The sequence below is a fragment of the Magnetovibrio blakemorei genome, from assembly GCF_001746755.1.
In the GTDB taxonomy this organism is placed as follows: domain Bacteria; phylum Pseudomonadota; class Alphaproteobacteria; order Rhodospirillales; family Magnetovibrionaceae; genus Magnetovibrio; species Magnetovibrio blakemorei.
In genome coordinates this window covers 1-24,834 of the sequence record NZ_MCGG01000031.1, presented here as the reverse complement: position 1 = coordinate 24,834, position 24,834 = coordinate 1, and the positions used below count along the sequence as shown (strand labels likewise).

Genomic DNA, 24,834 nt, shown 5'->3' with positions numbered 1-24,834 from the left:
TCGACACGGCGGGATATGGCATGAGCGAGATCATCCTCTATACGACCGAGGATGGACGGACGCACCTCAACCTGCGCGTCGATGCCGAGACGGTGTGGCTGTCTCAACTCGAAATTGCCGAATTATTCCAAACCACTAAGCAAAATGTTTCCCTTCACGCCAAAAACATTTTCGAGGATGGGGAGTTGAGCCAGGAGGCAACTGTCAAGGATTCCTTGACAGTTCAAAGTGAGGGAAAAAGGCAGGTACAGCGCCGTATTCAGCACTATAACCTTGACCTGATTCTCGCTATTGGATACCGCGTCCGTTCCCCGCGCGGCAGCCAATTTCGCCAATGGGCCAGCGCGCATCTGAAGGAATTTTTAATCAAAGGCTTCGTGATGGACGACGAACGCCTCAAAAATCCTGGCGCTTGGGACTATTTTGATGAGTTGCTGGCGCGCATCCGCGATATTCGTGCCTCGGAAAAGCGTTTCTATCAAAAGGTAAGAGACCTTTTTTCGCTCAGTTCGGACTACCGCGTGCGGGAGGAAGAAACGAACCTTTTCTTTGCTGAAGTGCAAAACAAACTGCTCTACGCCACCACGGGACATACCGCCGCCGAGTTGATCGTAAACCGGGCTGACCCGGAAAAGCCTAATATGGCCCTGACCAATTGGCGGGGATCAAGGGTACGCAAGCAAGATGTCATCATCGCCAAAAACTATTTGAATGCCGATGAAATCGACACCCTCAATCGCCTGGTTGTTATTTTCCTGGAACAGGCTGAATTGCGCGTAAAACAACATCAGGACCTGACACTGGACTATTGGCGGGGCAATGTGGGCAAAATGCTGGAATTTAATGACCAGCCGGTGTTAGAGGGGGCTGGTTCCGTCAGCCGGAACCAGATGGAACGTATCGCCTTTGATCATTATGAGACTTTCGACCGGGAGCGCCGCGCCGACGAGGCCCGTGTGGCGGATGCCGTGGATCTCGGAGAAATCGAACGGCTCGAACATAAACTTAAAGGTAAGGAAGACGATCAATGAGCCAATCCGTACCCTCCGTCTCCGTCAATTACGCCTGCACAGGCAGTTCGACCAAGTCGAACGAATTTGGCATGCGCCCCATGCAGGAACGCGCCTATGAAAAGCGTGGCGAGCAGTATCTGTTGATCAAATCGCCACCCGCATCGGGCAAGAGCCGGGCGCTGATGTTCATTGCCCTCGACAAACTGCACAATCAGGGCCTGAAACAAGCGATCATCGTGGTGCCGGAAAAATCCATCGGCGCAAGTTTCCATGACGAGCCCCTGAGCAAGTACGGGTTTTGGGCCGATTGGTCCGTCGTGCCGAAATGGAACCTGTGCAACGCGCCGGGCGAAGACGGCGGCAAGGTCAATTCTGTCAAAGCGTTCCTCGATAGCAACGACCAAGTGCTGGTCTGCACCCACGCCACCTTCCGCTTCGCCGTGGATAAGTTTGGTATCGAGCCGTTCGATGATCGGCTGATCGCGGTCGACGAGTTCCATCACGTCTCGGCCAGCCCGGATAACAAGCTGGGCCTTCATCTGGGCCAATTCATCGCGCGCGACAAAGTGCACCTTGTCGCCATGACCGGCTCTTACTTCCGCGGCGATGCGGAAGCCGTGCTGGCTCCGCACGATGAAGCTAAGTTCGATACCGTCACTTACACCTACTATGAGCAACTCAACGGCTATGAGTATCTAAAGCGTCTGGACATCGGCTATTATTTCTATGCGGGCGCGTATTCCGATGAAATTTTGAGCGTTCTGAACCCCGCAGAAAAAACCATCATCCATATCCCCAACGTCAATTCCCGCGAAAGCACTAAGGACAAGATCAAGGAGGTCGATCACATCCTCCACGAATTGGGCGAGTGGCAGGGCACCGATGAGGCGACCGGCTTCCAATTGGTCAAAACACCGGAAGGCCGTGTGCTGCGCATTGCCGACCTGGTTGAAGACGACCCGTCCAAACGTGACCGTGTGTCTGCCGCGCTCAAAGATTCGACGCAAAAAAACAATCGCGATCACATAGACATCATCATCGCACTGGGCATGGCGAAGGAGGGGTTCGACTGGATTTGGTGCGAACATGCGCTGACCGTCGGCTATCGCTCCAGCCTGACGGAAATCGTGCAGATCATCGGTCGCGCCACCCGCGATGCACCGGGCAAGACCCACTCGCGCTTCACCAACCTGATCGCGGAACCGGATGCGTCCGAACAGGCGGTGACGGAAGCCGTCAACGATACCCTGAAAGCCATCGCCGCCAGCTTGCTGATGGAACAGGTTCTAGCCCCGCGCTTCAACTTTACACCCAAGAATAACAACAGCGGCCCTGTAGAAGGCTTCGATTATGGCGAAGGCGGGTACGATCCGGCCAAATGCAACATCGGCTTCAACGAAGAAGGCGGGCAGTTTCAGATTGAGATTAAGGGCCTCACTGAGCCCAAGAGCAAGGAAGCGGCCCGTATCTGCCAGGAAGATTTGAACGAGGTTATTGCATCCTTCGTTCAGGATAAAACGACCATCGAACGCGGATTGTTCGACGAAGAGCTGGTGCCAGAGGAACTGACCCAGCTACGCATGGGAAAGATCATTAAGGACAAATACCCGGAGCTCGATGACGAGGATCAGGAGGCCGTCCGTCAACACGCCGTCGCCGCCTTAAACATCACCCAGGAAGCCAAGAAGGCTGCCCTCGGCGGCTTGGATGACGGCGATGGTGAGGCAAGCACCAACACAGCGTTGATTCAGGGCGTGCGCAAGTTCGCCATGGATGTGCGTGAACTCGACATCGATCTGATCGACCGCATCAATCCGTTTGGCGAGGCCTATGCCATCCTCGCCAAGGCCATGAGTGAGGACAGCCTCAAGCAGGTTGCCGCCGTTATCGCAGCAAAGCGCGTAAATCTGACGCCAGAGGAAGCCCGCGACCTCGCTAAACGGGCGCTCAAATTCAAACAAGAGCGCGGACACTTACCGTCGATCACCTCGCCCGACCCATGGGAAAAACGTATGGCCGAGGGGGTGGCGTTCCTTGCCCGCATGAAAGCCGAGGCGGCGAATGGCCAATAAGTTCACCGAAGAAGATGACGCCCTGCTCGAAGAGCTTGGCGTCGAGGTTGAAGGCAAGAAGGTTGCAAGCCGCACACCCCGCGAGGAACGCATCATCGCGGGCTTTGAAGAAATCCAGCGTTTCGTCGACGAACAGGGCCGTATGCCTGAGCATGGCGAAGAGCGGGATATCTTCGAGCGACTGTACGCCACGCGTCTCGATCAAATCCGTCGGCAAGAGGAATGCCGCACCGTCCTGGCTGAATTTGACCGGCAAGGGCTTGTGGACTTGTCCTTTGTCGAAACCGAGGCAGTCGTGGATGACATGGATGATGAGGCTTTACTTGCCGAGCTTGGTGTCGAGGTTGATACGCCGAACGAGATCACGAAGCTGAACCATGTCCGGTCCAGCGCGGACAAACGTGCGGCCGAGGAAATTGCTAATCGTGAAAAATGTGAAGACTTCGACAAGTTCAAGCCGCTGCTGGACAAAGTGAAGAAGGATCTTGCTGCCGGCGTTCGTCAGACTCGCCCCTTTCAGACGATGGCTGAAATCAAGCAGGGTGAGTTTTTTATCGTTGGTGGACAGATTGCCTATGTCGCGGAAATGGGTGAGGAGTTCATCACCGAGTACGATCGACGAGACAGCCGCCTTCGGGTCATTTATGACAATGGAACGGAAAGCGATGTGCTGCTCCGCTCTCTTCAACGTGCCTTACATCGGGATGGAACGGGGCGGCGTATCACGGAACCAAGCGCAGGCCCACTTTTCTCTGATGTTTCGGCCGATGACGACCTGGCCAGTGGAACCGTTTACGTTCTTCGCAGCAAATCGGACTTGCCTTACGTCCAAGAAAACCGAGACATACTTCACAAAATCGGTGTGACGGGGGGCAGTGTCGAGAAACGGATTGCCAACGCAAAGTTGGATTCTACGTTTCTCATGGCAGATGTTGAAATCGTAGCCACATATGAACTTTTCAATATCAATCGGACCAAGCTTGAAAACCTCATCCACCGGGTGTTCGAACCAGCTCGCCTTGAAATAGAGATCAAAGACCGTTTCGGACGGCCCGTCGTTCCCCGTGAATGGTTTCTTGTGCCGCTATTCGTGATCGACGATGCGGTCGAGAAGATCAAAGACGGTACGATCGGTGACTTTATCTACGACCCCGAACAGGCCACGTTACGGCCGCGATAGCCTTCACAAGGTTACCGCTTTTACTGGATTGGCGGAACAAGGCTCAGGCGCTCGGAGCCGTGGAGAGTGCCATCAAAGACGTGCTAAATGATGTGAGCTTGTCTGAAAAAAGTAGACCGCACCATGCTCTTTAGGCTGCCAGTTTTTCATACCTCACGGGGCTAATATTTCCCAGTTAGGAGCCTTGGGGTCGACCTTTTCACGGTTTCGAGTTGTCCTCAACGTTTTCTCAGCAGCCAGGGTTTCAGGCGATTTGCGCCCTCGATATTTGCTCGGTAATTCGTCGATGATAAGGTCATCTGGGGAAGGCATTGGCGGCGGTGCGTGAGGTCTATCAAGGTCGAAAATACAGCGCGAAATATTGATTTCTGGTAGCTCATTTACCGGACCAAACGCCATCTCCATCGGAAACCATTTATTGGCCTCATCAATTTCATCCGGCGTCAACTTTCCCGCAAGCAAACGTGCCAGATATTCAGGGTGTTTGGGCAACGGAAACAGCCAGTCGCGTTCAGTTGCTTTTGTCATCCGCTCCATCCTTTTTTCTCATCGATTTGTGTATATCGGGAAGTGAGCATATTCACTCAATTGTCTACTTGTCTAAGGTCTGCTAAGATGCTTACGGCGATGGCCGGGGTAGGATGTAGACCGACTCACATCGTCACCCCTCGCAGACAAGATGCCCCAAACGGGGACCTTCTTAGTTTGCCTTTAGGTCAACGCAGCGGAGCGGTGTCACTCGCTCTCGAGAGGGTCTTTCAGCAGCGATTTTTGCGCCGAAATTGTAGTATTTCTGCCTCGTTCGCCGGACGGGATTCCACCAAAATTGCGTTGATGGGCTCGGGTTTTCGAAACGGATTTCCGTTACGGCCCATGAAGGTGAGCGGTAATAGTCGCGCCTGGCGACGTATAAATGGAGGGCAATCAATCATCGGGTTGTCTGTCATTTTTTTGAGCCCTTTTGCATCAATACGCCACCCCGTCGTCTAAAAAACATATCCAATCTATCACCTCAATGGATCGCCTTAAAAAGCCTATACCCGAATAGCCTTAATCTCTCACCCCCACCAACTCTTCGAGCGCCTTACGCACGACCTTTAAGGTGCGCTTCCACCGCAGCGGTATATCCATTACAGCCGCACTCGGAGCCGCCTTGGACGGAACCGCGAGCAACTTGCCCCCCATGAGTTTAGGAAGGCATGTTCTTGTTTTCACTTTTTTTTCAGTCGTCTAACTGCCTCATCATAAAAGATACCTTCTTGAAAAATCGTGTGGAGTACCTCTTCCAATGAACCAGATTTAGCAGGAGCCTCGAGTTTGTAGAGTATGCGGTCAAATTCATTGATAGATGGGTTTGTAATATTAAAACTTGCAGCATCATCTATAAAAACATCTTTAAAACGTTCGGATACTCTAGGGTCTGTTGCTAGTTGAAAAGGAGGCATAAAACTGTCCCAACCCTTTTCAACCACTAGAGAAGCCCGAACATTTCCATCAGTAATGAACGCGAATTCAGCAACTCTTTCTCGAAATAGTTCATTACCTCCCCAAGGAGGAACAAACTCTCGCAGTTCAGGTTCGACAACCCGAATGTGAGTTGCCTTGAACCCATCTGGGAAATACAAAAACAGTGCGTCATCGGTCTCGGGGCTCATCTGATAAATGCGCCAAACATGCACATAATCTTCAGCTGGCTTTAAATCTGGAAGTCCTATTTCCTTCAAGACGCCATCTATTTTCTCTTGAGAAACAGTAGGGCGGCCTTTTAACCATGAGCTTAAGTTACTTGCATTTAAGCCAGTACGTTTAGCAACGCTTCTTATTCCCCCATTAAGCTTAATTGCGCCACTCAGCTTATCTCTTAAACCTTGGTCCATTATCAAACCCATTCAATATTCAAAGACAGCACTGTATTAACACACTGAGTATGGTTATGCAATTAGCGTGTTGACGAGAAAGCTTCTTCATGCTCATATTAACACGCCGCACAAGATCTCGTGCGCGGCGTTATGATAGGCTAATTGCCATTGATTCAATCGTTGAAGAGGTAAATCCTCATGAAAATTCTTAAACATAATCCTAGAGGTCTACAGCTTTCTGATGCCGCCATTTACGTGGGTTGTGGACCTACAAAATTTCGAACAATGGTGAGAGACGGGCGAATGCCACGACCTCGTCTGATTGGAAACCGTCAAGTTTTTGACACACAGGAGCTCGACGAAAAATTTGAAGAGTTACCTCGGCTCGAAGCCACCAATGATGACCGTAATGATTGGGACGATTAGACATGACATCGGTGCGCATCAAATATGTTGAACGCTTCAAAGATCGCCATGGAAAGGTACGCTTGTACTATCGTCTTGGAAAAGGGCCGCGCACCCCACTAAGGGGCCCTGAAGGTTCTCCTGAATTTTGGGAAGACTATCATGACGCTGCCAATGGGATCATTAAGTCACAACCAATTTATCAAAGAGCACCTTCCGGAAGCATGCGTTGGTTGGTTGAACAGTACTTCAAATGCTCTGCTTTTAAGGAGATTAGCCTAGGCTACCAAAAAACCCGTAGGGGAATTCTTGATCGTTTTTGTGAAGAACACGGCTCTAAACGATACAACCAACTCCAAGCAAAGCATGTTCGAAAAATTCTTGATTCCATGACTGATCGGCCTGGAGCTGCAAACAATATGCTCAAGGCGTTACGGCAAGTGTTCAAATACGCCGTGCATTACGACCTTCTTGAGAAGAACCCCATTGAGAATGTTGAGAAACTGAAAAGCAGAAACAAGCATGGTTTCCATGCCTGGACGATGGACGAAATTAAGCAGTTTCAAGAACGACATCCTATTGGCACGAAAGCGCATCTTGCGCTCTCACTCATGCTTTTCACGGGACAGCGTCGTTCTGACATCGTCAAAATGGGGCGTCAGTATATGAAGAATGGTTGGATATCCGTCTACCAGCAAAAAACAGAAAAAGCATTGATGCTTCCTATTCTGGATGAACTCCAGCGGGTGATTAATGCATCGCCAACGGGTGACATGAACTTCCTCGTGACCGAATATAATCGCCCATTCACGTCCAATGGCTTTGGCAATTGGTTTCGAGATCGTTGTAACGAAGCGGGCCTTCCCCATTGCTCCGCACATGGACTGCGAAAGGCTGCAGCGGCACGTCTCGCGGAAATGGGATGTAGCGTTCATGAAATCATGGCCATCACAGGCCATGACAGCATATCTGAGGTCACGAGATATACCCGGGGCGTGAATCAGCAGAAACTTGCTAATAGCGTCCGTAAGCGAATTGATGGACAAAAATAGAACAATTTACCCAAACCTATTCTTTTGGTTTGGGCATTTTAGGAAAAAATACAATGAATACAACGCCTAAAAAAGAGAATGGTGGGCCCGGCAGGACTCGAACCTGCAACCAGACCGTTATGAGCGGTCGGCTCTAACCAATTGAGCTACAGGCCCACACGAGGTGGTACGTGCGTTTTGCGCCTGTAGCTTATAGCAAGGGTTAGCGGGTCGCGAAAGCTTTGCGTGTGGGATTTTTTTATACGTTTTATTGTTTCGTATTTCGATACAGTCTATTCGATTTTCAGTCACTAGTGTCAATGGAGCATGCCAAATAGAGTCAGGGTGTCGCCCATGAAGAGCAACGACGCCCATTCGGACCCCACGAACGCCCATTCGGACCCCACGAAAAGTGATGTGAGCCAGACATGCACACCGACGCCTCCCCAAAGGCTAACCCACAAAGCTCCCCGGCCACACCTCCCGCTGGGACACCATCGGCCAAACCATTGACCATACCGTCAGACTCCGTACTCAATCCGGCACAAACCCCAACACCAACCCAATCTCAGGATCAGGATAAAGCACCTCCTTCTACATATAACATTTGGCGCAACACTAATAGCAGCTGAGGATATACAGCCATCTTATTTCATTGGCTTTCAGCACTTGCCATTTTTGTTTTGTTCCCCTTAGGGCTGTGGATGACCGGACTCACCTATTACGATTCCTGGTATAAGCTCGCCCCGGATCTGCACAAATCCATTGGCATATCGCTGTTTGGCGTTTTATTGGTACGGGTTGCTTGGCGGTTTTGGGACCCGACACCTGCCCCTGTTCCCGGTCACAAAAGGTGGGAGCGAAACGCCGCGCATGCTGCCCATTTGGTCTTATACATCCTTATTTTTGCCGTCATGTTCAGCGGCTATCTGATTTCCACCGCCGATGGCCGGGCCATTTCTGTGTTTGGACTGTTCGACGTTCCCGCCACCATCACGACCATCGCCAAACAAGAAGACGTGGCGGGCACCCTCCATTTTTGGCTGGCCATAACCCTGATCGGCACCGTTGTCGTTCATGGGGCGGCAGCTTTGAAGCACCACTATTGGGACCGAGACAACACGCTCATCCGCATGTTGGGTCGGCGCTGAATTGGTTTTAAACAACATAAAGGACTTAAATTGATGAAACGATTATCGCTCACCGCCGCCCTTGTCGCCCTTGCCATTGGCTATTCCGCCCCCCTGCAGGCCGCCGATTACACCATCGACACCAAAGGGGCACATGCCTCCATCACCTTCCAAATTCAGCATTTGGGATACAGCTGGCTGAAGGGTCGCTTCAACACATTTGGTGGCGCGTTCTCTTATGACGCGGCCAAGCCCCAAGACGCACACGTCAGCGTCACCATCGACACGTCCAGCGTCGACACCAATCACGCCGAGCGCGACAAACACCTGCGCAGCGCCGACTTCCTGGAAACCGATAAATTCCCCGAAGCCACATTCGTCAGCACCAAAATCTCCGTTACCGATGGCAACAAAGCCAAAATCAGCGGCGACTTCACCTTGCACGGCGTCACCAAAGCCATCGTCATCGACGCGGTTCTGGTCGGCGAAGGCAAAGACCCATGGGGCGGCTATCGGGCCGGGTTTGAAGGCAAAACCGTCATTGCGCTCAAAGACTTCAACGTCAAAATGGACTTAGGTCCGGCATCACGCGAAGTGGAAATTTTCCTCAGCGTCGAAGGCGTTCGCCAATAACACCAGGGCCGCAGGCGGTTCAAAACAAAAAGGCCGGAGCTTAATGCTCCGGCCTTTTTGTTTCAATATGCAGTGCGCGCTTAATAATCCAAGAAGCTGCGCAGTTTGCGCGAGCGACTGGGGTGTTTGAGTTTGCGCAACGCCTTGGCTTCGATTTGACGGATGCGTTCGCGGGTGACCGAGAACTGCTGACCGACTTCTTCCAAGGTGTGATCGGTGTTCATGCCGATGCCGAAGCGCATGCGCAGCACGCGTTCTTCGCGGGGCGTGAGCGAAGCCAAAACCCGCGTGGTGGTTTCGCGCAGGTTGCCGTTGATGGCGGCATCCAGCGGCTGAACCGCGTTTTTGTCTTCGATGAAATCGCCCAGATGCGAATCTTCTTCGTCGCCGATGGGCGTTTCCAAGGAGATCGGTTCCTTGGCGATTTTCAACACTTTGCGGACTTTTTCCAGCGGCATGCTCAAGCGCACGGCCAGTTCTTCCGGGGTCGGTTCGCGGCCGATTTCATGCAACATCTGACGGCTTGTGCGCACCAGTTTGTTGATGGTTTCGATCATGTGCACGGGAATACGAATGGTGCGCGCCTGATCCGCGATGGAGCGCGTGATCGCCTGCCTGATCCACCACGTGGCATAGGTGGAGAACTTATAACCGCGACGATATTCAAACTTATCAACGGCCTTCATCAGGCCGATGTTGCCTTCCTGAATGAGATCGAGGAATTGCAGGCCGCGGTTGGTGTATTTTTTGGCGATGGAAATCACGAGGCGCAAGTTGGCCTCAATCATTTCTTTTTTCGCCTTCGCGGCTTCACGTTCACCTTTTTGCACGGTGGAGACGATGCGCTTGAATTCCGTCACCGGCAGGCCCGCTTCTTCGGCCAATTCACCGATGGAGCCGCGAATGATCTCGATCTCGTCAATGTGCTTGGAGGTAAACTTTTCCCAGCCCTTGCCCGGCAGCTTTGAAACGGCCGTCAGCCAACGCGGGTCCAATTCATGGCCCCGATACTGTTCGATGAAGTCTTCGCGCTTGACCCGGCACTTGGTGGCCAGACGCAGCAACTTGCCTTCCAAACTCATCATCGAGCGGTTCAAGTCATAGAGCTGATCCACCAACTGTTCGATGCGCGCATTGTTCAAATGCACGTTGTCCATCAGGTCGATCAATTCCTTGCGGAGTTTTTCGTAGCGCTTTTCCTGAACCGCCTTGAATTCTTCGCCGCCCTGCATCGCGTCCATGCGCTTAACCTGCAGGCGGCTCATTTTTTTGTAGGTTTTGGCGATTTCTTCGAAGGTTTCCACCACAACCGGAGTCAGCTTGGCTTCCATGGCCGCCAAAGAAAGATTGTTTTCCGCGTCATCGTCTTCGTCGTCGTCGCGGTTATCCCCCTCAGTTTTTTCGCCCTCGGCCTCATCATCTTCTTCGTCGTCGCCTTCTGCTTTTGGCGCAGGTTCGGGCTTAGCGGGCGCAGCGGCTTCCGCAACGACAGGGGCCGCAACAACAGCAGCAGCAGCGCCGTCTACACCCTCAGCTTCGCTGTGCTCACCGTTTTCGCCGTTGGTAGCGGCTGCATTCGGGCCGCCTCCATAGGTCGCGTCCAAATCAATGATATCGCGCAACAAAATTTGTTCGGCAATCAAGGCATCGTGCCACGCCACAATGGCGCGGATGGTCAGCGGGCTTTCACAAATCCCGCCGATCATCATTTCACGACCGGCTTCAATGCGCTTGGCAATGGCGATTTCGCCTTCGCGCGACAACAGCTCAACCGAGCCCATTTCGCGCAAGTACATGCGAACCGGATCGTCGGTTCGCCCAACATCGCTATCTGATACATTGCCAGCGACGGCTTTTTCTTCATCGTCGTCGTCGTCGTCGCCGTCTTCTTTTTCCGCTTTGGCGGGACCGTCGCCGGCGTCATCGCTGTCATCGCCTTCGATAACGTTGATGCCCATTTCCGACAACTGGCTCATGGTATCTTCGATTTGTTCGGAAGACACCTGGTCGGGGGGCAAAGCCTCATTCAGCTCGTCATAGGTGACGTAGCCGCGCTCTTTGCCGAGCTTGACCATTTTTTTGACATTGGCGCCAAGGCTGTCCAGCAAGGGACTGTCTTGTGTTTCGCCATCTGTGGGTTCGGTCTTTTGAGCGTTTTTGTTAGATGCCATGTGACGTGTTCGTTCTTTCCCAAGTCCAGCACAGTGTCATCAGGACACTGCGCGGAGAAGTTCTACCACCTGTGCCGGGACTTACCAACACCGAAAGCCCCACGGTGAAGGGGCTATTTGGCGTTCCGTTCTGCGGCCAAGAACTTTTGTAAGTTTAACGCACGTAACCGCTCATTGGCTTCCGGCGTCATTTCTGCGGCGAGCTGCCGCTGGGCATCTTCAAGTTCGGCCTGCAGGTCACGCCTACAATAAAATTCGTACGTCTCGTTCCAGCCTTCTAGGGCGCTTAACATATCTTCATCGGGTCGGGCGAAGTAGGCATGCGCGAAAACCCGTGGGCTCAACAGTGAGTCCAGAATTGTCGCATATCCACTGTCCCTGAGGTGGCGTTGAAGATGTTCCCTGTCAAGGTCCGTTTCGAGACTGCTGTCCTCTCCGGATTGTTCAGACCCGGTTTGTCCAGCCAGTGTCTTTAGAGCTTCCTGACGAAGGTTGTCAAGCGTAAGCGTCGTAAAAGCAAGGCTTCCCAGCCGTTCACCGACCTCTTCGAACAGCTCTGGATGGCAAATGAGGGTCGCCAAAAGGATCTCTTCACGCGCCTCAGCCAGGTTCACGCGCACCGATTTGACCGCGTGTTGCTTGGCCTCGCCGCTAAACACAGGGGCGCGCTCAGACTTAAAGGCACGTTTGGCGCCCGGTTTCCAGTCGCTTTTCCCGGCTCCACCGCCGCTACTGCCGCGATTTTCCCGGCCCAACTGCCACACCCGGTCTTTGAAGCTGGATTGAAAGTGGCTGCGCACGGTGGCGTCTTCGATGCGGCGCACATGGTCATCCAGGCGTTTTTGCAGCGCGGCGCGGCCTTCCGGGGTGTCGGTGGGGCCAGCTTGACTTTCCAGGTCCCACAAAATTTGGCTGAGCGGTTTGGCAGCGGTGAGAATTTCTTGAAACGCCACCGGGCCTTTGCTCTGCACCAAGCTGTCGGGGTCTTCACCCGGCGGCAAGGTGGCAAAACGCAACCCGACCCCGGCCTTAATCAACGCCAAGGTCCGTTCCGCCGCCCGTGCGGCTGCGCGCTGTCCGGCATTGTCGCCGTCAAAGCACAGCACCGGGTCGGGGGTGATTTTCCACAGCTCTAAAATTTGTTCCGGCGTCAACGCGGTGCCCAACGGTGCCACCGCGCCTTCAAATCCGGCCTGGAACAAGGCGATGACGTCCATATAGCCTTCCGTGACGATCAAGGTTTGTCCGGCGCGCGCCGCCACTTGGGCGCTATCCATGGCGTACAGAAGGCTGCCTTTGTGAAAAAGATCGGTTTCGGGGCTGTTTAAATATTTCGCAACGCCTTTATCTGATCCCAATATACGCCCGCCAAACGCCACCACCCGGCCGCGCCGATCCAAAATCGGGAACATCACGCGACCACGGAACCGATCATAGGTCGAACCGTCATCGCGTTTGACCAGCATACCCGCACCGATCAGTTCCGATTCTTTGATGCCCAGCGCGCCCATCGCCGCTTTCAGCTCATCGCGTCGATCCGGCGCAAAGCCCAAGCGAAAGCGCTTGATGGTTTGCTCTGACAAGCCGCGGCGACGCAGGTAATCAAGCGCTTGTGCCCCTTCGGGACGGCGCAAGGCCTTTTCATAGTGTGCACACGCGGCCTCGACCACGTCATAGAGGGATTTTTTGCGTTCCGCACGCTGGCGTTCTTCGGGGCTGTCCTGGGGCACCTGCATGCCCGCCTCGCCCGCCAGCTTTTCCACCGCCTCGCGAAAGCCCAGGCCTTCGGTCTCCATCACAAAGTCAAAGGCAGATCCGTGCGCACCGCAGCCGAAGCAGTGGTAAAAGCCCTTGTCTTCGTTGACCGTAAAAGACGGCGTTTTTTCTTTGTGGAAGGGGCACAGGCCCGAGTGTTCATGGCCTTTTTTGGTCAAGCGCGTGCGGCGCCCGACAATATCGGCAAGACCGATACGTTCGCGCAGTTCATCTAAAAACCGAGCAGAAATCGCCATAAACATCCCCCAGAAACGCCTGAGGCCTAATTCAAGTCTGAAACTGCGCCATCATGCCAGAAATCGGCAGAAAGCGGTTCAATACTTATTATATAAGGCTCACAGCTTTTCCACACCACTGTCCCCAGGCTTTTACACAGGGGTCAAGGAATGTTCAAAAGCGTTTAACTGGCGTTCAACTGGGCCTTCACCTGGCCGCTGGCTTTGGCAAAATCCATCGAACCCGCGTGACGTTCTTTTAAGACCGCCATCACCCGGCCCATGTCCTTCATGGACTGCGCCCCCAGTTCCTTCATCACGGCTTGAATGGCGGCGGCGGCGGCATCATCGTCCATTTGTTCGGGCAGGAAGCTTTCGATCACGTCGATTTCTTTGGCTTCGCGCTCGGCCAATTCCGGGCGGCCGCCTTTTTCGTACATTTCGATGCTGTCGCGGCGCTGCTTGATCATCGATTGCAGCATGCCGAGGATTTCATCGTCGGAAATGCCGTCCATGTTGCCCTTGGAGCGGGCCGCGATGTCGCGGTCCTTCAAGGCGGCTTGCATCAGACGGGTGGCAGCTAAGCCAATTTCGTCTTTTGCCTTCATGGCGGTTTTCATGGATTCTTTAATTCGGTCTCTGAGCATTTTGGGCCTCTTCGCTTGAATCACCACCCCCCAATGGGACGATTCTGCGGAAAGGCGAGAGGTTAACCGAAAACACAAATAAAGGCAAATCCTCAAATCTTTCCAAGACATTGAAAACAAACACTATTTTTATAAAACTGAGTCTTGACGTCGGGCCTTGTTTCCCTTAAACACTCCCAAATCGCCGTTTGTGAGACGTTGCGCGCCCGCAGTCTTGCAGACTGGCCTTCAACCTCCTGTAGGATTGTCGCCCATGGCCGACCTCATTTCGAACGCCCCCGCCGAGACGGAGGGGACGATTCTTTCTGCGCCTTCGGATCAAACCCCTGATCACACCTTTGACGCCGATCACATGAACCACACCCGCCCGGCGGGCTGCAATGCCGCCTTGGTGCTGGCCGACGGCCAAGTGTTTTGGGGCTCGGGCGCCGGAGCTTACGGCGTTGCCATGGGGGAAGTGTGCTTCAACACCGGCCTCACGGGCTATCAAGAAACCTTGTCTGATCCGTCTTATGCGGGCCAAATCATCACCTTTACGTTTCCCCACATCGGCAATGTCGGCACCAACTTCGAAGACGTTGAAACCGACAAACCCGCCGTGCGCGGCTGCATTTTGCGCGCTGACATCACCGAGCCCGCCAACTACCGCGCCGCTTCGCATTTAAATGAGTGGCTGAAGGTGAACGAGCTGGTGGCGATTGCCGGCGTCGACACCCGGCGTTTAACCCGGCGCATCCGCGACGGCGGCGCGCCCAACGGCGTCATCATTCATCTGCCCGCAGCCGAAGTCGAAGAAAGCGGCATCGACACCGAAGCCCTGGTGACCATGGCCGCCAACTGGCCGTCGCTGGAAGGCACGGACCTGGCCAAAGAAGTCTCGACCCAAGAAATTTACGAATGGCACGAAACAGAATGGTCGCTCAAAGACGGCTACGGCATCCAAAACGACGCCAAGTTCCACGTTGTGGCGGTTGACTTCGGCGCGAAGAAAAACATCCTGCGCTGCCTGGCCAATGCGGGCTGTCGCGTCACCGTGGTGCCTGCGGTCACAACCGCAGCCGATATTTTGGCGATGAACCCCGACGGCGTGTTCCTGTCCAACGGTCCCGGCGACCCCGCCGCCACCGGCGCATACGCGGTGCCGATGATTAAGGCCATTATCGACAGCGGCAAGCCCCTGTTCGGCATCTGCTTGGGCCACCAAATGCTGGCACTGGCAACGGGCGCCAAAACCCACAAAATGCACATGGGCCATCGCGGCGCCAACCACCCGGTCAAAGACCTGGAAACCGGCAAGGTCGAAATCACCAGCCAAAACCACGGCTTTGCGGTGATCCGCGAAAGCCTGCCCGCTGGCGTGGTCGAAACCCACACGTCGCTGTTCGACGGCTCGCTGGAAGGCCTCAAACTCGAAGGCAAGCCGGTCTTCTCCGTCCAACACCACCCCGAAGCCAGCCCCGGCCCGATGGACAGTCATTACCTGTTTGATCGGTTTGTGCGGTTGATGGAGGGTTAATAAAATGCCACGCCTTCAATTTTTTGATTACCAGATTGTCGCACTTGTTCAGTTTTATAACCTTGCGACAAAGAATGTGAACGCTGGGTATTTACCTCTTAATGAAGTCGAAAATTTAAATATTGGAGCCCTATCTGAGTCATACATAAAAGAAATTATTAAAGATTTATCTTCTGACGAAAAAGTCGAATACACACAACAAAAGGGTTACCACATTACTGCTCGAGGTATACGAGAGATTGAAGAGGCTATTTTTAAGGAAAACACTTTTGCCAATAAATTTTATCATGGCGGATCTGATTTTCTTCTAGCTTATCAGTCTGATGCCATCCCCGCTTCAGACCGCACTGTAAGCCTCGACCACAACAGCAGCCCATACAATGAGACCGTTGCTGCACTCGACAAGGCTATTGAAGAATTTCGAGAAGACCACCGTCTGGACAATGACCTCAGTCATGAAAAAGGTGCTCTTCTCAAAGCTCTTGAAGGCGGACGGGAACTTCTGAACGACACGGAAGTGAATGTGCGCGTGGCCACGGCACTGTTGCTTGAGCCCTTAGCGAGAATTGCCGAAAAATTTGGTGATTTCGTTGACGAGAACAAGGCCGCGATCATAAGCGGAGCAACGGCGGCTGCGGCACAAGCAGCCTTTGAATTGATAAAAGCACTACTCGGACTCGGCTAACTCTGTGACCTCTGTGTCCTCTGTGGTTAAACAACACTTTTTGGAATTCTGAACCCATGCCCAAACGTACAGACATCAAAAGCATTCTCATCGTTGGCGCGGGGCCGATTGTGATTGGTCAGGCTTGTGAGTTTGATTATTCCGGCGCGCAGGCGTGCAAGGCTTTGCGCGAAGAGGGTTACCGGGTGATCTTGGTGAACTCCAACCCCGCCACCATCATGACCGATCCGAACATGGCGGACGCCACCTACATCGAGCCCATCACGCCCGAGTTTTTGGAGATGGTCATCATCAAAGAAAAACCCGACGCCATCTTGCCGACCATGGGCGGGCAGACGGCGTTGAACGCGGCCATGTCGCTGGCGGAAAACGGCGCGCTGAAACGTCACAACGTCGAGCTCATCGGTGCCAACGAGCAATCCATCGCCAAGGCCGAAGACCGCCAGCAATTTCGCGACGCCATGGACAAAATCGGTCTGTCCACGCCGCGTTCGGCCGTGGTCAAATCGTTGGAAGAAGGCCGCAAGGAGATGGAGCACATCGGCTTGCCCATCATCATCCGCCCGAGCTTCACCATGGGCGGTATCGGCGGCGGCATCGCTTACAACATGCAAGAATTCGACGAAATCGTCTCCGGCGGTTTGGCCGCCTCACCCACCCATGAAGTGCTGATCGAGCAATCCGTGCTGGGGTGGAAAGAATTTGAGATGGAGGTCGTGCGCGACAAGGCCGACAACTGCATCATCGTGTGCTCGATCGAAAACATCGACCCCATGGGCGTGCACACGGGCGACAGCATCACCGTCGCACCTGCGTTGACGCTGACGGACAAAGAATACCAAATCATGCGCAACGCCTCCATCGCGGTGCTGCGCGAAATTGGCGTCGATACCGGTGGCTCCAACGTGCAGTTCGCGGTCAACCCCGCTGACGGTCAGTTGATTGTCATCGAGATGAACCCACGCGTGTCGCGCAGCTCGGCGCTGGCGTCCAAAGCGACGGGCTTTCCCATCGCCAAAATCGCCGCCAAACTGGCCGTCGGCTACACCTTGGATGAGCTGAAAAACGACATCACCGGCGGCATCACGCCCGCGTCGTTTGAGCCCACCATCGATTATGTGGTGACCAAGATTCCGCGCTTCACGTTTGAAAAGTTCCCCGGCGCGGACGCGCTTCTCACCACCGCCATGAAGTCGGTGGGTGAAGCCATGTCCATCGGACGTACTTTTGCCGAATCCCTGCAAAAGGGTTTGCGCTCCATGGAAACGGGCCTGACGGGCTTGAACGAAGTGGAAATTGAAGGCGTCGATCCCGCCAATCCCGACGTGGACAAAATCGTCGCCGCACTGGCCCGGCCCACACCGGACCGTTTGCTGGTCATCGCCCAGGCGTTCCGTCACGGTCTTTCGGTTGAACGCATTCAACGCGCGTGCAAATACGAACCTTGGTTCCTGCGTCAAATCCAGGACATCGTCACTGCGGAAGAAGCGCTGCGCAAAAGCGGCCTGCCGCAAAACGCCGTGGACTTGTTGCGGGCGAAAAAGATGGGCTTTTCCGACGAACGTCTGGCCGAGATCACCGGCACCAATCTCGGCAAAGTCACCACCCGGCGCATCGCGCTGGGCGTGCGCCCGGTGTACAAACGCGTCGATACCTGCGCGGGCGAATTTCCGTCCAAAACACCGTACATGTATTCATGCTACGAAGGCGACGGCATCAATCCGCCCCAATGCGAAGCGGACGTCACGGACCGCAAAAAAGTCATCATCTTGGGCGGCGGTCCCAACCGCATCGGCCAGGGCATCGAATTCGATTATTGCTGCGTTCATGCGGCCTACGCCATGAAAGACATCGGGCTTGAGGCCATCATGGTCAACTGCAACCCCGAAACCGTGTCCACCGATTACGACACCTCTGATCGTTTGTACTTCGAGCCGCTGACCGCAGAAACGGTCATCGAACTGATCCGGCGTGAACAGACGGCGGGCGAAGTTTTGGGCGTGATCGTGCAGTTTGGCGGCCAAACACCGTTGAAGCTGGCGCATGCCTTGGAAGCCGCCAACATTCCCATTTTGGGCACTTCGCCCGACGCCATCGACTTGGCCGAAGACCGGGAACGCTTCCAGACCTTGCTCAATGATTTGAACTTAAAACAACCTGCCAACGGCATCGCGCGTTCCATCGCCGAAGCTGAAGCGGTGGCGTTGAAAATCGGCTATCCGTTGGTGGTGCGCCCCAGCTACGTGCTGGGCGGGCGGGCCATGGAAATCGTCCACGACCACACCAACTTGATGCGCTACATGACTTCAGCGGTCAAAGTCTCCGGCGACAGCCCGGTGCTGTTGGACAGCTACCTGCAAGGGGCCGTGGAAGTCGACGTCGACGCCTTGGCCGACGGCACTGGCGATGTCTACATCGCGGGCATCATGGAACACATCGAAGAAGCGGGCATTCATTCGGGCGATTCGGCCTGTTCGTTGCCGCCTTATTCTCTCACCAAAGACATCATCGAAGACATCCGCACCCAGACCAAAGCCCTGGCCATCGCGCTCAAGGTTGTCGGCCTGATGAACATCCAGTTCGCGGTTCAAGGCACGACGGTGTTTTTGTTGGAGGTCAATCCCCGGGCATCGCGCACCGTGCCGTTTGTCGCCAAAGCCACCGGCATTCCCATCGCCAAAATTGCGGCGCGCGTCATGGCGGGCGAAACCATCGCCTCGTTCGATTTGGGCGACACGCCACAAATCAAACACGTTGCCGTCAAAGAAGCGGTGTTCCCGTTTGCCCGCTTCCCCGGCGTGGACATCATCTTAGGTCCGGAAATGAAATCCACGGGCGAAGTGATGGGCCTGGACGACACCTTTGAAAAAGCCTTCGCCAAATCGCAATTGGGCGCGGGCGTCAAGCTGCCCACCGCAGGCACGGCGTTTATTTCGGTCAAGGAATCGGACAAGGCGGAAATCGTCGACATCGCCCAACGCTTAACCGATCAAGGCTTTGCCATCACCGCCACCAGCGGCACCGCCGATCACTTGCGGAACCACGGCATTACGGTTTCCACCGTCAACAAGGTCATGGAAGGCCGTCCGCACTGCGTCGATTCGATTTTGTCCGGCGAAGTGCAATTGGTAATGAATACCACCGAGGGCGCTGTGGCCATCGCGGACAGTTTCTCCATCCGCCGCTCGGCGCTCACCAACAACGTGCCCCACTACACCACAATGGCGGGGGCTTCGGCGGCGGTTGACGCCATTAAGGCTCTGCAGACCGGGACACTTGAAGTCAAAGCGTTGCAGGATTATCCTTACCGGGCGTTGTAACCAACGCGAACGGTGATACCCGGCGTACGGCCCTTTGAGTTTGAGGGCCGTCGTCTTTTTGGGGGGCATCGTTCTTATTTTACAATTGATCGTTTCACCATCGAGTTAAGGAACACCCGTCCGATGGACAGAATCCCAATGACCGCAGCCGGTCTGAAGCAGTTAGAAGCCGAATTGCGTTTGTTGAAAGACATCGAACGCCCTGCCGTGACCAAAGCCATCGGCATCGCCCGCGAACACGGTGATCTCAAAGAAAACGCCGAATACCACGCCGCGCGCGAACGCCAGAGCTTCATCGAAGGCCGCCTGCTGGAACTCGAAGCCATCATCAGCCATTCGGAAGTCATCGACCCGTCGAAACTGTCCGGCGACGTGGTGCGCTTTGGCGCCAAGCTTTTGCTAGTGGACGAAGACACCGAAGCGGAAAAGGTCTACCAGATCGTCGGTGAACACGAAGCCGACCTGAGCAAAGGCACCATCTCCGTCTCGTCGCCCTTGGCCCGCGTGCTGATTGGCCGCAGCTTGGGCGACAGCGTCGAAGTGAAAGCGCCGGGGGGCTCTAAGTTCTATGAAATCGTGAAGGTGGAGTACGCCTAACCTTCCGCCTCTTGCTCCTCTACCAAAGGCCGCTGATTTATTTCAGTGGCCTTTTTTGTTGCCAGCACCCCAAGAACAGATATTCTCGACACTTCAATCATGGCGATAAATTTTGGAACCAGGTTAACTCATTAATATGTTTGGCTTATCGTCGTATGAACTCTACGCCATTTTGCAACTCGTCTATGGCGGCGTTGTCCTTTGTGCCGTTGCGGTGTTGGTGGTTAGCCCCCTTGTAGAGCTCGGTTTTTCGCGCTGGATACCGACGACGCATCCCCTGCCGACAACGCCATCGTTGTGGATTCGCGCCATAACCCTGGCGAATTTGTTCCTCCCGACACTTCTCTTTCCAGCCCTGCATTCCCCAGCCGTGTCTGCCACTCCGCCTGTTAAGGGGGCTGAATTTTTTACCCTCTTGTTGGTTGGTGGTGCCCTAAGCTTGGTGGTCAAGACCTTCATCAGCAAAGGTTTTGCCCTGTTACCGCGCTTGATGAAAAACGTTGCCAAAAATGTCCCGCAGCGCAGCGGGCCAAAACCCTTTAACCTTTCAAGCATTTTTGTCTTTTGCGGACTGAATTCCGCCTTCATTTTTGTGTGTTTATACTTCTTTAGACTATCTACCCGAAACACCTCGGACTGGTTGACCCTTGCCCAGGCATTCGAAAATGTAATGCGTTCCGAGCCCATAACCAAAGCCCAGCTTTTGGCTATGGTAGAGCTCCCATCATTGCTCATTTTATCGGGTCTCATTGTTGTCTTTATGATGTTTCCGCTTGCCTCCATAAAATATGCTAATGGTTTGCAAGCACAGACCTTGCAAGCACAGGCGCCGATCACCCTGAGGACCATAAAAATACTTTTGAGTGTGTCTGTTTTATCAACGGCCCTGCTGTCCTTTTTTCTTCCCTTGTAAATAACTGTCTTTGACACGGCCCCTTCCATGCCGCACACTTTTCGCGTTTTAACCTGCGGGAGGACAATCATGAAATTTTCAAATATTTTGACGGCCATGACGTTAAGCGCGGGCCTGATGGTTGGTGGCGCGCACGCTGAAGGCACGTTTACCACCAAGTCTTTAACGCCGGAACTGGCGGTGAAGTTGGCCCAAGCGACGATGGCGGCGTGCCGGGCGGAGGGATTTCAGGTCGCCGTTGCCGTGGTCGATAAGGGCGGCAATGCCCAGGCGATGATTCGTGATCGTTTTGCCGGACCGCACACGCCGCGCACGGCGACGCTGAAAGCCTATACGGCGGTGAGTTTCCGCGCCAACACCTTGGGCCTTTCCGACAATTCCATGGCCGGCAAAGAAGCCAGTGGCGTTCGCGATATTCCCGGCGTGCTGATGCTGGGCGGCGGCGTAGTGATTGAAACCGGTGGTGAACTGGTCGGCGCGGTGGGCGTCTCCGGCGCACCGGGCGGCTCCTTGGACGAAGCCTGCGCCCTAAAGGGCCTGGAAGCCATCAACGACGAACTGGCGTTTTAAGTTAACACGCAGAACATACACGTTGAGGCTGGATCGTATGAAGCTGGCCCAAGTTAGTCGAGATCGATGGGCACGCCGGGCAGTTGCTTGGTGGTGCGCACGCTGAGCGCCGATTTGACGTGGCTGACATTGTCCGCCGCCGTCAATTGGGTGGTGAGGAAGGTTTGATATTCTTCCCAATCGGGGGCGACGACTTTTAACAAAAAGTCCGTTTCCCCCGCCAGCATGTGGCACTCGCGCACTTGCGGCCACGATTTGACCAGTTTTTCAAACGCATCCAAATCGCTTTCGGCCTGACTTTTTAAGCCGACGTGGGCAAACACGGTGACGTTAAAGCCCAAGGCGCGGGCGTCTAAATTGCCGTGATAGCCTTGGATGAAGCCAGCTTCTTCCAAGGCGCGGACCCGGCGCAGGCATGGGGGAGCAGAAATCCCCGCACGGCGCGCCAGTTCAACATTGGTGATGCGACCGTCGTCTTGCAAATCATGGAGTATACGACGATCAATTTGATCAAGTTTCACGCGTGCGTCGTTCATTTCACATTGGGCTCCTTGCTCCCTTTGTAATTATATTACTCAAGTGAGCGGAGCAAGAGCAAACGCGTTTTTACAGATTTTTTACAAAAACCGCTTTTTGACAAGAACACCCGATACTTGCAATCTGATGCTTGCTTCAAGGCGCTGGCATTTCTATCCTTGGGGTTCTTCATTTTGCGCGCTATAACCGCTTCAAAGCCTAATCAAAGCCCCTATCAAAGTTACCGTTCGGAGACCTTCACACCATGTCCACCACCCATCACACCAAAGCCCTGGTCATCGGATCCGGTCCGGCAGGCTGCACCGCCGCCATTTATGCCGCGCGCGCCAATTTGGAACCCATCATGGTGCGCGGCCTTCAACCGGGCGGTCAGTTAACCATCACCACGGATGTGGAAAACTATCCGGGCTTTGCCGAAACCATCCAAGGTCCGTGGCTGATGGAACAGATGGAAGCTCAGGCGGCTCACGTGGGCACCAAAATCATCGATGACATCATCACCGAAGCCGACCTTTCGGTCCGGCCGTTTCGCTTTAAGGGCGACAGCGGGGATGTCTACACCTGCGATGTGGCCATCATTTCCACAGGTGCGTCGGCGCGCTGGCTGGGGCTGCCGTCTGAAGAGGCCTTTATGGGCATGGGCGTGTCGGCCTGCGCCACCTGCGACGGTTTTTTCTATCGCGGCAAAGAGGTTGCGGTGATCGGCGGCGGCAACACCGCCGTTGAAGAAGCCCTTTACCTCACCAATCATGCCACCAAAGTGACCCTGATCCACCGCCGGGATGAGCTTCGCTCTGAAAAAATTCTCCAGACCCGCTTGTTCAAAAACCCCAAAGTTGAAGTCATCTGGGATACGGTTTTGGAAGAAGTTCTGGGCAATCAAGCTGGCCCCGCCCTGGCGTTGGGCGGATCGACCACCCCACCGGGCGTCACCGGATTGCGTTTGCGAAACGTCAAAACCAACGCCGAAAGCACCATCAACGTGGACGGTGCATTCATCGCCATTGGTCACAGCCCCAACACCGACATTTTCAAGGGCCAAGTTGATATGGACGATTCCGGCTATATCTTGACCAAACCCGGCACGCCCATGACGTCGGTTCCCGGCGTATTTGCATGCGGTGACGTGCAAGACCACACTTACCAACAAGCCGTGACCGCTGCGGGCACGGGCTGCATGGCAGCGCTGGACGCGGAACGCTACGTCGCAGAACTGGAATCTGAGGCCACCGCTGCCGAGTAACCACGGCGACTTTCCCTTTCATCGTTAGGAACCCGCATGGACCGCCTTCCCGAACCAGCTACCGGTGTTATGGACTGGGACAAGTTGCGCATATTTCATGCGGTGGCGGAAGCGGGCAGTTTCACGCACGCCGGGGAAAGCCTTAACCTCAGCCAATCTGCCGTCTCCCGTCAGATTGGCGCTTTGGAGGAAAGCCTCGGCATCGCGTTGTTTCATCGCCATGCCCGGGGCCTGATTCTCACCGAACAAGGCGAACTGTTAGACCGCACGACCAAGGAAATTTTTTCCAAGCTGGCGTTCACCACGGCGCAAATTCGCGATTCCCGGGAACGGCCCCAGGGCGAATTGCGCATCACCACCACCACCGGGTTGGGCTCCATCTGGTTGACGCCCAGAATCAAAGAATTTCTGCTGCGCTATCCCGACATCGAAGTGTCCTTGGTGCTTTCGGACGATGAGCTGGATATTTCCATGCGCCAAGCCGACGTCGCCATTCGCCTGCGTCCACCCACACAGCCGGACTTGGTGCAGCGCCAGTTGATGTCCGTTTCTTACCTGGTTTACGCCTCTCCCAGCTACATCAAACGCTATGGCATGCCGCGTTCTCCCGAAGATTTGGATAACCACCGCTTGGTGATCTATGGCGAAGATGCCATCACCCCGGTGTCAAACCTCAATTGGCTCATGGATGCAGGTCGAAGCGGAAAACCGCGCCAACCGGTACTCAAGGTCAACAACATCTATGGCATTTATCGGGCCGTACGCAGCGGCATCGGCATCGGCGCGTTGCCCGATTACATGACCAGTCATGCCGAAGATCTTGTGCACGTGCTCCCCGAATTGGCCGGTCCCAGCTTCAACACTTACTTCGTTTATCCCGAAGAGTTGCGAAATTCCAAGCGAGTGGGTGTGTTTCGCGACTTCTTGATCAACCAGATTCGCGATGATCATTTGCCAAAGGGCTAGGGCCGGAACCGCTTGTTTTCAGGGCAATGTCACATAACTGTCATTCAACAGGTTCAATGCAATCGTTTGATCCCAACCAGGTATTCAACCTAACCTCCCGTTAAATAACACTTTTACCGCGGCTCCCCACACCCAAGCCATGCATTTTATGCATATCTGCACTTCCAAAGTATTTGTGGTGCAGTGCGGTATAAATCCGTATATTCAAATCAGTTCATTGCTGCATTGCAGCATGGACATTCGGACTTCGGTCCGGAGGACTCCCGGTCCCATCTATCCCAATACCCTCCCCCGGGAATTTTGGGACCGGTTGAGTTCCACGTCTCCCAGACGTGAAGCCTCCCTGTTAGACTCG

At 54.3% G+C, this 24,834-nt stretch carries 20 protein-coding genes and 1 tRNA gene; 14 read left to right on the top strand and 7 right to left on the bottom strand.

The window, feature by feature from the left end; genetic code table 11:
• The first annotated feature begins 20 nt into the window (after positions 1–20).
• From BEN30_RS10570 to BEN30_RS10560, 3 genes are read left to right on the top strand one after another with little or no spacing between them, the layout of a single operon-like run.
• Positions 21–1,031, top strand: coding sequence for a virulence RhuM family protein (locus BEN30_RS10570; protein WP_069958318.1), 1,011 nt, complete (start codon positions 21–23; stop codon positions 1,029–1,031).
• Positions 1,028–3,085 carry a DEAD/DEAH box helicase gene (locus BEN30_RS10565; RefSeq protein WP_069958317.1) on the top strand — a complete coding sequence of 686 codons (2,058 nt, stop codon included), beginning with the start codon at positions 1,028–1,030 and terminating at the stop codon, positions 3,083–3,085. The genes BEN30_RS10570 and BEN30_RS10565 overlap by 4 nt, the downstream gene beginning before the upstream one ends.
• Complete coding sequence (locus BEN30_RS10560; protein WP_069958316.1) at positions 3,075–4,265, top strand: GIY-YIG nuclease family protein; 1,191 nt, start codon at positions 3,075–3,077, stop codon at positions 4,263–4,265. The genes BEN30_RS10565 and BEN30_RS10560 overlap by 11 nt, the downstream gene beginning before the upstream one ends.
• 153 nt (positions 4,266–4,418) lie before the next feature.
• Here the strand turns inward: BEN30_RS10560 and BEN30_RS10555 are convergent, their stop codons facing one another.
• Both BEN30_RS10555 and BEN30_RS10550 read right to left on the bottom strand, forming a co-directional pair.
• Positions 4,419–4,793: a hypothetical protein gene (locus BEN30_RS10555; protein ID WP_139134973.1), complete on the bottom strand. Its 375-nt coding sequence runs from the start codon at positions 4,791–4,793 to the stop codon at positions 4,419–4,421.
• A gap of 683 nt (positions 4,794–5,476) precedes the next feature.
• Complete coding sequence (locus BEN30_RS10550) at positions 5,477–6,142, bottom strand: hypothetical protein (protein WP_139134972.1); 666 nt, start codon at positions 6,140–6,142, stop codon at positions 5,477–5,479.
• Between the two features lie 410 nt (positions 6,143–6,552).
• Between BEN30_RS10550 and BEN30_RS10540 the strand changes: the two genes are divergently transcribed.
• A complete protein-coding gene (locus tag BEN30_RS10540) occupies positions 6,553–7,581 on the top strand; it encodes a tyrosine-type recombinase/integrase (protein WP_069958312.1) in 1,029 nt (342 codons plus the stop codon).
• A gap of 79 nt (positions 7,582–7,660) precedes the next feature.
• On the opposite strand, the gene BEN30_RS10535 is transcribed toward BEN30_RS10540, so the two are convergent.
• Positions 7,661–7,737: transfer RNA gene (locus BEN30_RS10535), tRNA-Ile, on the bottom strand.
• Between the two features lie 467 nt (positions 7,738–8,204).
• Here BEN30_RS10535 and BEN30_RS10530 point away from each other — a divergent pair.
• Together BEN30_RS10530 and BEN30_RS10525 are read left to right on the top strand one after the other, a co-directional pair.
• Positions 8,205–8,711, top strand: a complete 507-nt coding sequence (locus BEN30_RS10530; protein ID WP_069958311.1) for a cytochrome b — start codon at positions 8,205–8,207, stop codon at positions 8,709–8,711.
• A 33-nt stretch (positions 8,712–8,744) separates the two neighbouring features.
• Entirely contained in the window at positions 8,745–9,323 is a 579-nt protein-coding gene (locus BEN30_RS10525; protein ID WP_069958310.1) for a YceI family protein, read from the top strand.
• An 80-nt stretch (positions 9,324–9,403) separates the two neighbouring features.
• Here the strand turns inward: BEN30_RS10525 and rpoD are convergent, their stop codons facing one another.
• The 3 genes from rpoD to BEN30_RS10510 form a co-directional block, all read right to left on the bottom strand.
• The gene (rpoD, locus tag BEN30_RS10520) at positions 9,404–11,494 is read right to left on the bottom strand and encodes an RNA polymerase sigma factor RpoD (RefSeq protein WP_069958309.1); all 2,091 of its coding nucleotides are present in this window, start codon (positions 11,492–11,494) and stop codon (positions 9,404–9,406) included.
• Positions 11,495–11,607: 113 nt separating this feature from the next.
• Positions 11,608–13,506 carry a DNA primase gene (gene dnaG, locus BEN30_RS10515; protein ID WP_069958331.1) on the bottom strand — a complete coding sequence of 633 codons (1,899 nt, stop codon included), beginning with the start codon at positions 13,504–13,506 and terminating at the stop codon, positions 11,608–11,610.
• A gap of 164 nt (positions 13,507–13,670) precedes the next feature.
• On the bottom strand, positions 13,671–14,132 hold the full coding sequence (locus BEN30_RS10510; protein ID WP_069958308.1) for a GatB/YqeY domain-containing protein: 462 nt from the start codon (positions 14,130–14,132) through the stop codon (positions 13,671–13,673).
• A gap of 352 nt (positions 14,133–14,484) precedes the next feature.
• Here BEN30_RS10510 and carA point away from each other — a divergent pair, with 352 nt between their 5' ends.
• The 6 genes from carA (at position 14,485) to BEN30_RS10480 (ending at position 21,733) form a co-directional block, all read left to right on the top strand.
• Positions 14,485–15,648: a glutamine-hydrolyzing carbamoyl-phosphate synthase small subunit gene (gene carA / locus BEN30_RS10505; protein ID WP_069958330.1), complete on the top strand. Its 1,164-nt coding sequence runs from the start codon at positions 14,485–14,487 to the stop codon at positions 15,646–15,648.
• Between the two features lie 4 nt (positions 15,649–15,652).
• Entirely contained in the window at positions 15,653–16,333 is a 681-nt protein-coding gene (locus tag BEN30_RS10500) for a hypothetical protein (protein ID WP_069958307.1), read from the top strand.
• A 56-nt stretch (positions 16,334–16,389) separates the two neighbouring features.
• A complete protein-coding gene (gene carB / locus BEN30_RS10495; protein ID WP_069958306.1) occupies positions 16,390–19,653 on the top strand; it encodes a carbamoyl-phosphate synthase large subunit in 3,264 nt (1,087 codons plus the stop codon).
• 123 nt (positions 19,654–19,776) lie between these two features.
• Positions 19,777–20,250, top strand: a complete 474-nt coding sequence (greA, locus tag BEN30_RS10490) for a transcription elongation factor GreA (RefSeq protein ID WP_069958305.1) — start codon at positions 19,777–19,779, stop codon at positions 20,248–20,250.
• A 136-nt stretch (positions 20,251–20,386) separates the two neighbouring features.
• On the top strand, positions 20,387–21,163 hold the full coding sequence (locus BEN30_RS18355; protein ID WP_139134971.1) for a hypothetical protein: 777 nt from the start codon (positions 20,387–20,389) through the stop codon (positions 21,161–21,163).
• A gap of 69 nt (positions 21,164–21,232) precedes the next feature.
• Positions 21,233–21,733, top strand: a complete 501-nt coding sequence (locus BEN30_RS10480) for a GlcG/HbpS family heme-binding protein (protein WP_069958303.1) — start codon at positions 21,233–21,235, stop codon at positions 21,731–21,733.
• A 53-nt stretch (positions 21,734–21,786) separates the two neighbouring features.
• Here BEN30_RS10480 and BEN30_RS10475 read toward each other — a convergent pair whose 3' ends face one another.
• A complete protein-coding gene (locus BEN30_RS10475; protein WP_069958302.1) occupies positions 21,787–22,269 on the bottom strand; it encodes an Lrp/AsnC family transcriptional regulator in 483 nt (160 codons plus the stop codon).
• A 245-nt stretch (positions 22,270–22,514) separates the two neighbouring features.
• Between BEN30_RS10475 and trxB the strand changes: the two genes are divergently transcribed.
• A complete protein-coding gene (gene trxB, locus BEN30_RS10470) occupies positions 22,515–23,513 on the top strand; it encodes a thioredoxin-disulfide reductase (protein WP_069958301.1) in 999 nt (332 codons plus the stop codon).
• A gap of 69 nt (positions 23,514–23,582) precedes the next feature.
• On the top strand, positions 23,583–24,479 hold the full coding sequence (locus BEN30_RS10465; protein ID WP_069958329.1) for a LysR family transcriptional regulator: 897 nt from the start codon (positions 23,583–23,585) through the stop codon (positions 24,477–24,479).
• Positions 24,480–24,834: the final 355 nt, after the last annotated feature.